Here is a 12,606-nt window from a genome sequence, read left to right as displayed (position 1 = left end):
GACTCAACCACTCGTACCCTCGTGTTCATCCGGTCGCTTCCCGGCATCCAGCACCTCCTCAACCTGCTGGGCGACTCACCTGAAACTGGCCCGAATAGCGCGCCATGAACACCCAGGCGCCGGCCATTACGCAACCGCCTAGCTTAGCCATAAACCGCATCCAACGTGCCACACCCCGGCGCTACTCAACTTCAGGCGCCTGTTCAGCTCGCGACGGGGCTTAGTGTACCAAATAGAGATGGCTAAGCGTAACCTGATTACCAAGAACTGGTTCTACGCTGCCACCGCCCCGCCCGCTGTAGCTGCCGTGGACAACCAGCTGCCGACCATCCAAATCGGGCTATCTGGGGCCTAGTAAACTAGCGATCACCCAACCCGTGCTATACTCTTTCTATCCCGGCGATGTTCCGCTTGCCACGGCGCAGCACCAGCCAGCGGCCGTGCAGGAAATCCGATGTCCGGGGCGTCCATTCCTCGCTCTGGATGCGAATGTTGTTGACCAACACCCCGCCTTCATCGATAGTGCGCCGCGCCGCACCCCTGCTAGGGGACAGACCGCTGGCCACCAACAGATCGACAATACCATCGGGATTGCCGGGTTTCAGCTCAGCGACCACTGTCTCGCGCAATGCCGTCGCCAACGTCGCTTCGTCAAGGCGAGCAAGTTCGCCCTGACCGAACAATGCCCTGCTGGCATGCTCAACAGCCTGGGTTGCCGCTGCGCCATGCACCAAAACCGTGAGCTCGGTGGCGAGTCGACGTTGTGCAGCACGTTCCTGTGGGCGTGAGACCGTCGTCTGCTCCAGCTCGACCAGTTCTTCGGGCAACAAAAAAGTGAACCAACGCAGGTACCGAATGACATCAGCGTCGGAGGTGTTGATGAAGTATTGGTACCAGGCGTACGGGCTGGTCATCTCTGGGTCCAACCATAAACTGCCACCTCCGGTGGATTTGCCGAGCTTGGCGCCATCGGCAGCGGTCACCAGCGGGACTGTGAGCGCATGCACTGTGGCGCCGAGCTTTTGTCGCACCAGGCGAACCCCGGCGATGATGTTGCCCCACTGATCCGAACCGCCGATCTGCAGCGCACAGCCATGGCGCTGATGCAATTCAGCATAATCGTTGGCTTGCAACAGCATGTAGCTGAACTCCGTGTAAGAAATCCCTTGGCCATTCAACCGTCGCCGGATTGTGTCCCGATCTAGCATCAAGTTGATCGAAAAGTGTTTGCCGACATCGCGCAAGAACTCGATCGCCGACATCGGGCTCGTCCATTCCAGGTTGTTGACAACGATGGCGCCGTTCCTAGACTTCGCGACATCGTCGAATTCGACGAAACGCTCCAGCTGTCCGCGGATTCGCTCGGCCCATTCGGCGACGGTGTACGCCTCGTTGAGGGTGCGCTCACCGATGTCGCGCGGATCACCAATCATGCCGGTTGCCCCGCCCGCTAGCACGATTGGCCGGTGGCCGGCTCGTTGAAAGCGCCGCAATACCAGCAGCGGCACCAAGTGTCCGACATGCAGGCTCGGCGCGGTGGGGTCGAAACCGGCGTAGACTGTCATCGGTCCACGCCGCAACTCGTCGGCTAGAGCATCGAGGTCAGTGGACTGCGCGACCAACCCACGCCAGCCCAGCTCGTTAAGGATGCTGGAAGACACCCAAAAGAGGCTAGTCGCTAGCACCGGGAGCCGGAGCTCGGGGACTTCGACGATAAGTCGAGACTTCGGGTCGGCCCGGCAGCCACAATCGCCAGGGTCGGTCGGCTGCGTGACTGATTCCAACACGTGGACCCGACATCGCTTCCTGAGCCTCATTGAGGACCAATGTCACCGGGCTGTCAGCAGCAAATACATCAATACCGTTGTCATCCATAGTAATTCCTAAAGCAGAGCACAGATTTCCGGGTCCACGCGCTAACGCAACAGTACGGACTGACGCGCCGCGCCGAGACCGGGCGACGTCGGCGCCGTTCTCGAGAGCACCGGCCCGAATAAGGACTGCGGCAGCCGTCCCATCCGGTCCACACGAGACATTGGCGCATACATGGATGCCGTGGCTACAGTAAGTGTAGAGTCGGCCGGGCGGCCCAAACATCACAGCGTTACGGTCGTTCCGGCCGTGGTAGGAGTGGGCGGCGGCGTCGGGCCAGGGACCGTCGGGAACCCCACCGTACGCCTCCACCTCAACGACGATGGCACACACTCCCCGGCCGGTGATGGTGGCACCGAGTAGTCGATGCGCGGCAACAACCGGGTCAACAACCAATTGGTCAGCACTCACGGCACAGATTTTGCACCGCCGTGGTGATCGCAAGCGCAGCGGAGTTGCGCGCAGCGGATTACCACCACCACGCCGTGGCTCTTGACAACTCCGTGTTAGGAGACAGAATTCATCGCACGATGAATTAACCTCAGTGAGATAGCGCGACACCAGTCGTAAGCATCAAGCACCTGCTGGTGATTTCGCTGCAAAAGTCCAGCCCTGCACAATTTCTAAGTAGATATCGCCCAGGACAGCAGCCTCATCGGTCTGCTTGGTCCATCCCGCTGCGGTAAGACCACACTGATGTGTTGCATCGCCGGCACCCAGACCGTGACCGGCCACTCCAAAGGAACCGTCACCGTACTGGGTAAACGGGACGGATGCGTGGCATTATGCCGTCAAGTCGGATAATATGCCGCAGGATCCCACGATCTACGCATCATCGATAATGTGCACTACTTCACCGCGCTGTCTGGCTTCGATAGCCACGCCGCTGATGTCGCCATCGAGCGGGTTAGGTTGACGAATAATCGAGCGGCGTTCTGCAGCAACCACTCCGACATTCAGTGCACCAGAGTGTCATTGGCGTGCGCCCTAGTCTGTCAGCCTGCGCTGCTCGTGCTCGATGAACCGATGTTATTCTTGAATCACATACTGCGAGTGGATATTTGGGAGTATTTCATCGACCTGACGCACGCCGGCACCACGCTGCTGGTCTCCAGCCATGTGATGGATGAATCCGACCACTGTGGTGACCCGTTGCTGATGCGTGACGACCATCTGATCGCCCGCACCAGCCCAGACCGACTCAGAGAGGACGCCGGATGCACATCACTGAAGGAAGCGTTTCTGTCCATCAGCAAACACAGCACCGCTCCCCAAATCGGATAGGATCCGTCTAGACTTACGCCGCTACCACGACGCGGATTCTGCGACAGCTTGCCGCCGATCACCGCAGCATCGCGATGATCTTGTTGGTGCCGATCTTGGTAATCACGCTGATGTACTTCATGTTCGAAAATGCCCCCACATCATCCAAGAACCCCGTAGCTGTTGAACAACGCCCGTCTGATCCTGCTGGGCCTTTTCCTGTTTTTCGTGATGTTCATAATCTACCTCGGTCACAATGCAACAGGAACGGTGGAGCGCATCCTGACCACTCCGCTGCACTAGCTCAATCTGCTGCTCACCTACAGGACCGTATTCTCGATTGCCGCGGTTACCCAAGCTGTCGTGGCATGCATCGTCGTTTTGGTTGCTCGGTTTTGATTCCGCAGGAAGCCCTGTATGGATATTCGTGATCGCAATCGTCAACGCGATGCTTGGTATCGACTCAGGATTGCTGTTTAGCACTTTCGCCCGTCCGGATTTTAAGGCCGTGCAATTAACCTAATTGGTGATGGTTCCCCAATTGCTGTTGGCCAGCATCATAGTGCCACGAATGTTGATGGTGCTCTGGCTGCAATGGATCAGCAACGTGATGCTGGTCAGCTACGCATTGAATGCCTTGCAGCAAGTACGTGCACATTCCGAACTGGCCCACATCGCAGTGCACGACATCATCGTCGTGATAGGTTTCGTGCTAATATCGTTGTTTCTAGCTGCGATAACACTGAAACACTCGATGCCTTAGCACGTTGACCACCAACCCAAAACACAGGCGACCCTCCGGAAGTTCCGATACCCATAAACGCATCTTGACTAGAGCTCGAGAGCTGTTTACGAACAACGATATTGATAGAATATCGATATGGGCGGTGGCTGCGGCCATCAGAGTCGATACCGTCCTGGTGCATCACTACTTCGGTACTAAGCCGTAGCTGTTCGCCGGTGCGATCCACTTTCCGATCGATCCCATGGCGGTGATCGTGCCAATGCGGGAGGCCCCTCGTCGAGTAAATCGGATACAAGTTTCCATATTTTATTGCTGCCAATCTGGGATTCCGCCTTGGGTATGGGGGTTGATCGTAACGTTACGGTCGTTAGTCTAGGTTTTCGAGGGGAGTTTGGCGCACTCATTTCTGCAGGAAGTGGTCACCGTGGAAATGGTTGCGCGGGTCGACAACCCGACGGTGACCGGAAATCCACACCCAGTTCGTTGCGTCACAGTTGATAGACGTCGTCATGGCTCGCTACATCGTCAAGATCAAGCCATGCACGTTGCTGCCGGTCAAACAGATCATGTACAAACCAATCGCCCCGTCGAACCTTGCTAGCGCTACCTCACTGAGGATCTGTCGTAGGCGCTTGCACCATAAGCTGGGCGTGCTCGTCGTCGTCTACATCGCGGGCTTCGTCGACCAACAGCACCGGAATGCCGTCGTCGATGCGATAGGCACGCCGCAGTCGCGGGTTGTAGAACGATTGGCCACCTGCCCCATAGCCTTGGTCAACCAACACCAAGGGCCCCCGGTCAGCTGGGCACACCAGAATGCTCAGCAGTAAATCGTCAAGCATGGGTGTGCGTGTGTTTGCCTGCTAGCTCCGCCCGCACCCCGGGAGTCATCCGCCTGAATTGATTACTTGCGGAATCGAAATACCATACCTGGCGCCCCGTTTTAGGAATCCCGGCCGTGCGCAGGGCACCGACGATTGGACGATAGGTGGCGCTGAGCGTTAGCTCTGGTACCACGTGCACAATGTCGGGCCCCAGTCCGACGGGCATGCTGGCAACGGCTTCGGTCAAGTCGGCCGCCGTTATGGCCGCTCCGGGCAACAGTGTCACCGCCGACACCGCCAACTCACGATCATCCACCGCCACACTGTAGGTCGCAGCGAGGTCGACCCCAGTGATGAAGCCGAGCGCGTCGGTCACTGGTTCAGTATAAACCAATCCGCGTGCGGTGCGAACCACCGAGCTACGCCGCCCCGCCAGCCAATAGTCTCCATCGTAGTCGCGGCGTAACAAGTACTCGGTTGCTATCCAGGTGTCAGCCGGAGCAAAAACACCGCGTTTGACAGACGCAGTCGGATCGATCGGCCCGCGGGACGCAGCGAGTAGCACACCAATCTGGTTGACGTCGGCGACCTGTACGAAACCGCGGTCGTTTTCCAGGATCAAGTCCTGTTCGGCGTCGTAAGCACCCAACTCGACATGCCCAGCGCCGGGCAGCGGACGACCCTTGCTACCAATCTTCGCACCCGACACGTTAGCCAGTACAGCTTGTCCGTCGACCGTAGCGAAAAATTCGACAACATGAGCGGGCGCGAACGCTTCGACGACCCGCTCCCATAGGCCGGTCGGCATGCCTGAGCCCATGAACAGCCGCACCGGATGGTTGCCGTGCAGTACAAACGCCGGGTCATCGACAAGTTCGCGCAGCATAGCCCAGGTGTAGGATACAACAGTGACGCCGTATTGACGCACCTCGTGCACAAATCGGTTCGAGCATAAACCGCGCGACAGCGCTATGCGAGCACCACCAACGACCGCACCGCCCAGGCTTACCAGCAGCGCGGACTCGTGATGCAGCGGCGTCAAGCAATACACTGTGTCCCTGCGATCGAGAGCGGCTGTTGAGGCAGTTCCGAAAGCTGAGACCGCCCATCGGTAGTTAGTGATCTGCTTAGCTACCAACTCGCCGCCGACCGTGCTGCACGCGATGAACGCCAGATCCCGAGCCAATCCCGAGTTGGGCCGATACCAGGCCGGCAGGTCGACGGCATTCGGGTCGATCTTTTCCATGTCGATGACTTGGTTTTGCTGCAAGGCGTCCTCCGGCAGGTGCAGATCACGTGACTCACCGCCACCCAACACCAGTACCTGACCAGTCAACTGGCGACCGTAAGCAAGTACTACGCCAAGATTGGCGGGGTCAGTCAAGATCTTCGTCGCTCCCCCGATTCGGACCGATGCGGCCAGATCGGCATCTGGCCTCATCATCACGGCAACCGCACCCAGCCGAGACAGTGCTGCAATGGCGACCAGTGCGCTGGGACGAGTTTCCATCAGCACACCTACGCGGTCACCCTGCCGCACCCCGACCGCGATCAGACCTCGGACGACGTTGTTGACTCGCCGGTCGACAGCCTCGTAAGTATGCACACGTCCGTCGAACAACAGGAACTCACCCCGTGGGGCATCGTGAGCTTGTTCGCCGATAATACGGCCTAGCGAGATCCGAGTGTGGTCATTGAGCTGTCCGAGCCGAGCCAAACGTGGTAACGTCCGGACTGTCTCCACAGCCAACGTATGAACGGATCTGTTGGCAGCCACAATCGCATCGGCCACGCCACGAGCCAGCGCCAACGCCGTCTCGGAGACCTCCCCCAGTCCGTGCGCGAGCCGAGAACTAATCGCGACGCCACTGGCGGTGTGTTCGACCGGCTGATCCGGCATAATATGGATATTCGCCGGCTTGTTAGCATTAGCGGCTAACCAGCATACCCATTCGGCGACGGTCGGCCAACTCTGCTGCGCCGCCCTGGATCCCACGACCAGGCCGAAATGTCCTGTCCGGATCAGAGACTCGTAGACCTCGGCGTTGGGTGCTGCGCGTCTAATGCCTCGCACTGACGCTGGCTGACCGATGTCGTCAACCTCGCCGACGAAAGCCAGCACCGGGCAGGTGATGTCAGTTAACGTCACCATCTGCCCGTTGACAGCAAAACCGCCCGTCATCATTCGATTGTGCGCAATGAACTGCTTAAGTAGCTCGGAAATTGCTGGACCCGACCACGCGATCCACCCTTCGGATTCAAGGAATCGGCGCTGCTGTTCACGCGACAGCAAAGCTTCACGATTGTGCAGCTGACGCACGAAGTCGACCCGGGCTTTGACCGTCTTGAGCGGATCTAACATCTGAAAACCGGCACGCGCCAACCAGCTTGGGATATCCAAGCGATTGAAGACGTGATCAGCCATAAAATTGGCAAGTACCACGCCGAAGTTTGGTGGAATACCCATGGGAAGCGCGGCTAGAGTGTCAACTGGGGAGCCGAACGCCACGATGCTAGCGATGTTCTCCGAACGCCGGTATGCGGCAGCTTGGTAGCAGAACATGCCACCCTGTGAATACCCAACCAGGTGCACATCGTTACCGGTGACTTCCTTGACAGTATCGACCGCTTCGCTGAGGGCCACGATGTGGTCGGCCAGATTCCGACGCATTCCACCCTCGACTTTGTCGGGTGAGCCGAAGTCGATGACCCAGGGATCAAGCCCCCTGACGTGCAAGATGCCTACCGCGCCCTCCTCCCGGGTGACGTCCCACATATCCGCCGACATCATCATCGGGTGCACCATCAGCACCGGCGCTCCCAACAGCGGTTGCCCAGGCCGGTTACCGGGCGGAAAGTACCGTCGAAGCTTGTACATCGGCACGCTCTCGACAATCTGCGACGGTGACGGAAAGCTGCCTGTTTCTAACCCCCCCAACCGCAAAACTTCCAGGCCATTTTGTGCCGTAGCGACCAGACGCTCGACTGGTCGTGTGACGATTGAAAAATTGAGATCCACTGCTGCTCCCTGACTCTTGACAGCTTGGACATCATGGCACATCGTCAGACCCGGCAGTTTTTTTAGTTGACTTCGGTGCGGGCCTGCTGTGACCAGGAGACGACCGAATCGATTAGCTGTGGCACATCAGCTTCTTGCGCATGTTGGACGCGCGAACTAGTCGTGGGTGGATGAGACTACACTATATTATTATATGAGGGGCGAAACGAAAAACCGTGTAGTGACTTTGTCGATTTCCCAGTCCTTCACCCACGAGCTGCATCTAAACGTTACACTCGGCAGAGATTAATCAACCCCAGCCACTGCTCCAAACGTTTGCGTTTTCCGCGCTCATAGTGTGCTGAACGAATCACATCGTCGATGGGCATAGCGGCCGCCGTCGGCCCGGGCGGAGTCGAAATTGTCGTTACCCATCGACGTCACGAAGCGCCGGCATCTAGACCTCGTAGTCGGCCTCTCAGACCTTGAAGAGAACCTCCGCTGTCCGCCGTCACGATGCGGCCGCCGTGCCATGAAGACGCGCCGCGGCAAATGACCTGCCGGACTCACAGTTCAGTGCAACTAGAAACGGCATCTGGCACGCCTACGCGCGCAAGTCGGTAACGTACACTAGAATTGCGTGCGGCCCTCATTGCGTGCTGCATCGCGTTCATCAAGTGGGATCGCAACGTGTGCTCACGTTACCGACGACACCATGCGGTGCCATCTCACTCATCAGACACAACGGCGTCGTCGGTGTAACTGTATGCCACCTCACATAACCGGGCACCGGTCCTCGGGCCACCAAGCTGCTTGAGCATCACTTTGTCCCGCGAGTGCACGCACTCAAACATCGGCGGATACCGTAAGCTAATTAAGCATCACCATTTTTCAAGATCGAAATCGAATCGAACCAGGCTAAGCCCGCGCACTGGAGGCCACGCCCGAACCAAATCGGCTGCAGCCAGGATGCGATTCTGCGATACACCTACACAATCGTTGTGATCGTTGTTGCTGTGGTCCCAGATGAAGCATGCACACCAGACGGGCGATCACGAGCTCAGCCTGCTCCACCAGCTCGAGATGGTCGGACTGCCCTAGTGTACTCCAGCCTAGAAGCCAATGTCTTGTATATAGTCGCAGTGACGCACCGACAGGTCGGTTTCGCCGGATTCGTCCAACGTTCTAACGTGCAACTCACGCACAGGTTTCCCACAGCCGGTACCGTTTGCATCCCTGGACATATTGGACGACTACCAATAACTTGTCGACGAGCAGCTTCAGTTGATCGAGGACTTAAATATAGATCTCCACGTCACTGTTGGTACCAGCTCGGGCTGCGGGCAAGTCGAACGTACCCGTGGAGACAACCTAGCCGGCGAAACAAGATCCGTTCGCTCTCGGTCAACAACGTATGCTACCAAATCCATCGGTATGCAGAGTGTCTGTTGGCGGCGCACCGCGCTGCGCAGATTACCCTGTCAGCAGCCAGAACCGCTAGCCTAAACTCTAGGTGATCTCGACCGGCGACAACGAACGCACCAGTGCAGCAGCAAGCTCGATGGCGAGGGGCATGCCGTCCAGCCGCTGGCAGACCTGGCCCACCGCCTCGGTATTAGCGCTGACGACGCGGAAGGCGAACTAAACCAGGTGGGCGCGATCAGCGAACAATTCGATTGCTGCGTCGGCTGGCAACAAGAACGTTGCCCGCCAGGTGATATATCCAACAACCCCGATCGATTCGCAACTGGGCGCCAAAATCGTAAATGCCGGGCAGTCACCCAAAAGCGCAGTGACCAGCTCAGCACAGACATCGAGAACATATCTCACAGTTGTCCAACACCATGAGTTTTAGTGGCGGTCGACGATACGAAACCGGTCCCTGCGGGGTTAGCAAGGTAACCCGCAGTCCTTTCGGATCGTTACCAGCGTTACGCGCCGATCGGGGACAAGCATCTCGATCTCACGCGAGCAAGTCTTCAAGCACTATCATCAAAGGATCCCCGCGTAAGCGGCAAGCGCCCCTGCCGACCAGCAACCAAGTAATGAAGTAGCAGTTCCACAATATTCAGCTCCGTTGCCACTGCCGGAATATCGGATGGAATATCTCAAGCAAGTATCCCAAAGCCACCGGTATCGGCTGCCGTGATAATGGCCGAATGCGTGGTGAGTTGACGTCTGTAACGGATCTACCTTCAAGACTTCCGCACCTTCAGCACGCTCATGGTACATACGATCACCACAAAAAACAAGATAGCCATCATCCTGTATGACAAATCTCCTTGCAATAGTTGTTGTGAAAGTAACACTCAATATCGATTTAGAAATGAGGGGGTTAGAGACTTCATATCGAGCCGCGCTTCGGCTCGTGACCTATCACGAAGATCGATCATGAGTCGATCCAGCAATGGGTGAATGCCATGTCGCCATCGGGCCTAAGTCCTCGAACGGTGAGGTGGATGCATTCAGTCCTCAAGATGTGTCTTTACCACGCAATTGCGGAAGGTCAAAGTATTAGCAAGAATCCGGAAGCCCGCACGAATTGTACACCAATACGACCTACAACACACATTTACCTGACCACCACTGAAATCGCAGCCCACGCCCGGACCTGTAGACGTCAGAGTGATGTCGTTTAGATCCTCGCCTACACAAATTCTGCGATTTGGCGCACTCCTCGAGTTTAATATCGAAGATGTTGACTTGAAGGCTCGCCGACTTCGCGTGCGTCGGTCAATGACACAAGTCGAAGGCAAACTGATCGAAGTCAATACGAAATTGTAGTCTAGCCGACATGAGGTACCAATAACGTTTGACCCCAATGCCTCAAGGCGCGGTTTAACGCACGGCCTCACTGCGCACCGACAATCACGTCTCCCAAAAGTGCACACTTGAGCCAGGAAAACTGGAAGCAGGCTGTCAACTGGCGCAAGTCAGTCATCGAGATTGGCCACGACAACCTGCAGGTGCACTACCTACGCCATACTTGCACATCGTGGTCACGCAGGGCCGGTACCGGCCCGGATACTCCTGCAGAAGGCCATGGGTCACGCATCGATCATCGTGACGAGTATATCTACGTGGATCTCTTTGACGACGACCTTGTCGACATCACGACAGCGCTCGATGACGTTCATGAGGGTGCGAGCTGACACCAGCTTGGCCCCATGTCACCGAGTGCCAAAGAAGATCCGCGCACAGCAAAAAGGCATTTTTAACCAACTAACCTAGATAATCACTCTGGTGGTCCCGGCTGGGGTCGAACCAGCGACCTTCCGCGTGTGAAGCGGACGCTCTTCCACTGAGCCACGGGACCGGCGCCTAGAGGCGAATGACGTCGAAGACTAGCACGAACCGCTGATCCGCAGCATTCCCCACATGCTTACGACCTAGTCACGCAATCTAGCCACGCGTCGTACCCAGAGAGTTGTGTACGCCCATTCACGTGGACTATCGTCGTGCTTCGCACCGGGCGACGATTTCGTCCGTTGCGCGCGGATGTAGCGCAGTTGGTAGCGCATCACCTTGCCAAGGTGAGGGTCGCGGGTTCGAATCCCGTCATCCGCTCGAAGGTGCAAGTGGCATCAATCCCTGTGGTGGAGTGGCCGAGTGGTGAGGCAACGGCCTGCAAAGCCGTGCACACGGGTTCGATTCCCGTCTCCACCTCTAGATTTCACCCCCTAGCGCGATTAGCTCAGCGGGAGAGCACTTCCCTGACACGGAAGAGGTCACTGGTTCAATCCCAGTATCGCGCACCAGTGTTTGCTCAGTTCAGACTAGTAATTAGAGTTACAAACGTAGGTTCGTGACCTAGATATGACCTGAGCCTGTTCGGTCGGCAAGCTGGCTACCTCTACGCAAGGAGCCAACCCCATGACCGACTAACGCTCATACGAGATCTGTTGCCGCCCGGAGCTCACAGTCGGCCGGTGCGAAGACGAATACCACCGACCTGACCATAACGATGAGCGTGTTGATACCCCCGATACAGCACAACCGGAGTCAATATCGTGGCCGTCTGCTTCCAGCGGGCGAATGGCTAAGTCGTAACCACCAAGGAATCGACAACCCGTGTGCTCATCGGCAACACGAAGCATATAGACCCAAGTCAAAGCGCGGCAATTTGCCCTCGCAATCATCAGCGCGGCCAAGTTGGTCTGGCCAAGTTGGTTTATAGTGCTGTAGAATCAGGAATCACTCGACGACACGTTAGCCGGCTGGATCAGGTTATGGTGACCGCACCGGAACCGGTTGACCAGATTCCTACCATTATCTGCGTGCCATGGTGCACTTGGCGGTGCAGGGCAGTGTCCGCGAGTTGATCTGCGATCACCAACTATGCTTGGGTTCGCTGTGCCATGTCACGCTGTCCACCGAGGATGTCAAAGCTGCCGCGTGTGACGGATCTCTGGGTGGTTGGATCGTTAAACGCGCCCGGATCTGCCCTCACGACTACCGTGGGTTCAACCAGAATCCGGTTGTCTAGTTCCCAGGTCACAGCAGCGGTGTGCTGGACGTTTCCTGATAACTCTATGTGCCCGAGGCACGCCAACTCAGTGTGGCGCTTAACCCCCAGCCAATGAAATTAACGATGAACTAATGAAATTATAAGGACTCCTTGGGATTTCAGGAAGATTATACTTTCAGTTCCCAATTTGGGAATGTCTCTGCTAAGGCTTTGATCACTACTACAGTAAAGCCCATGCAGCAGAGCAGTTTTCGCGTATTCAAGTCACCATTGGCAACCAACTACTCAAGCAGAAACTCACCGATGCCGAGCATGGCTCAGGTGATTTCCTTATCCACCGTAACAGGTTCGACGGAGGCGGGTCGTGTTGAGGTTGATTCCCTATATCACCATACGAGGAGGAAATCAGGTTTAGTTATCTAACTGCGGATGTTCA

8 protein-coding genes, 4 tRNA genes and 1 pseudogene are annotated in these 12,606 nt (G+C 57.0%); 8 read left to right on the top strand and 5 right to left on the bottom strand.

What is annotated here, in order from left to right; genetic code table 11:
* Positions 1–380: 380 nt before the first annotated feature.
* The gene (tyrS, locus tag ML_RS06815; RefSeq protein ID WP_010908287.1) at positions 381–1,661 is read right to left on the bottom strand and encodes a tyrosine--tRNA ligase; all 1,281 of its coding nucleotides are present in this window, start codon (positions 1,659–1,661) and stop codon (positions 381–383) included.
* 10 nt (positions 1,662–1,671) lie between these two features.
* Entirely contained in the window at positions 1,672–2,283 is a 612-nt protein-coding gene (locus ML_RS06810; protein ID WP_162618252.1) for a DNA-3-methyladenine glycosylase, read from the bottom strand.
* A gap of 432 nt (positions 2,284–2,715) precedes the next feature.
* Between ML_RS06810 and ML_RS18945 the strand changes: the two genes are divergently transcribed.
* From ML_RS18945 to ML_RS06795, 3 genes and pseudogenes are all read left to right on the top strand, one after another.
* On the top strand, positions 2,716–3,156 hold the full coding sequence (locus tag ML_RS18945) for an ATP-binding cassette domain-containing protein (RefSeq protein ID WP_414085542.1): 441 nt from the start codon (positions 2,716–2,718) through the stop codon (positions 3,154–3,156).
* Positions 3,157–3,676: 520 nt separating this feature from the next.
* Positions 3,677–3,898 (top strand): ABC-2 transporter permease, encoded by a 222-nt coding sequence (locus tag ML_RS18940; RefSeq protein ID WP_414085541.1) that lies wholly within the window; start codon positions 3,677–3,679, stop codon positions 3,896–3,898.
* A gap of 4 nt (positions 3,899–3,902) precedes the next feature.
* A pseudogene (locus ML_RS06795) lies at positions 3,903–4,470 on the top strand (TetR family transcriptional regulator); the annotation flags it as partial.
* An 18-nt stretch (positions 4,471–4,488) separates the two neighbouring features.
* Here the strand turns inward: ML_RS06795 and ML_RS06790 are convergent.
* Both ML_RS06790 and ML_RS06785 read right to left on the bottom strand, forming a co-directional pair.
* Positions 4,489–4,722, bottom strand: a complete 234-nt coding sequence (locus ML_RS06790) for a Trm112 family protein (RefSeq protein WP_010908285.1) — start codon at positions 4,720–4,722, stop codon at positions 4,489–4,491.
* Positions 4,715–7,765: an acyl-CoA synthetase gene (locus tag ML_RS06785; protein ID WP_111481018.1), complete on the bottom strand. Its 3,051-nt coding sequence runs from the start codon at positions 7,763–7,765 to the stop codon at positions 4,715–4,717. The genes ML_RS06790 and ML_RS06785 overlap by 8 nt, the downstream gene beginning before the upstream one ends.
* Positions 7,766–10,593: 2,828 nt before the next feature.
* Here ML_RS06785 and ML_RS06780 point away from each other — a divergent pair.
* Positions 10,594–10,854, top strand: a complete 261-nt coding sequence (locus ML_RS06780; RefSeq protein WP_010908283.1) for a site-specific integrase — start codon at positions 10,594–10,596, stop codon at positions 10,852–10,854.
* A gap of 89 nt (positions 10,855–10,943) precedes the next feature.
* Here ML_RS06780 and ML_RS06775 read toward each other — a convergent pair.
* Positions 10,944–11,018, bottom strand: a tRNA-Val gene (locus ML_RS06775).
* Between the two features lie 178 nt (positions 11,019–11,196).
* Here ML_RS06775 and ML_RS06770 point away from each other — a divergent pair.
* The 4 genes from ML_RS06770 (at position 11,197) to ML_RS06755 (ending at position 12,188) form a co-directional block, all read left to right on the top strand.
* Positions 11,197–11,269 (top strand) — tRNA-Gly (locus tag ML_RS06770).
* Between the two features lie 28 nt (positions 11,270–11,297).
* Positions 11,298–11,368 (top strand) — tRNA-Cys (locus ML_RS06765).
* 17 nt (positions 11,369–11,385) lie between these two features.
* Positions 11,386–11,460: transfer RNA gene (locus ML_RS06760), tRNA-Val, on the top strand.
* Positions 11,461–11,984: 524 nt separating this feature from the next.
* Positions 11,985–12,188: a hypothetical protein gene (locus ML_RS06755; protein WP_041322727.1), complete on the top strand. Its 204-nt coding sequence runs from the start codon at positions 11,985–11,987 to the stop codon at positions 12,186–12,188.
* Positions 12,189–12,606: the final 418 nt, after the last annotated feature.

It is taken from the genome of Mycobacterium leprae TN (assembly GCF_000195855.1).
In the GTDB taxonomy this organism is placed as follows: domain Bacteria; phylum Actinomycetota; class Actinomycetes; order Mycobacteriales; family Mycobacteriaceae; genus Mycobacterium; species Mycobacterium leprae.
Note: the sequence above shows the minus strand (reverse complement) of the source record. Positions and strands in the feature narration are given on the sequence as shown.

Coding starts and splice junctions, on each gene's coding strand:
- ML_RS06755 (WP_041322727.1), top strand. CDS start 11,985: ATGGTGCACTTGGCGGTGCAGGGCAGTGTCCGCGAGTTGATCTGCGAT.
- ML_RS06785 (WP_111481018.1), bottom strand. CDS start 7,765: ATGTGCCATGATGTCCAAGCTGTCAAGAGTCAGGGAGCAGCAGTGGAT.
- ML_RS06790 (WP_010908285.1), bottom strand. CDS start 4,722: ATGCTTGACGATTTACTGCTGAGCATTCTGGTGTGCCCAGCTGACCGG.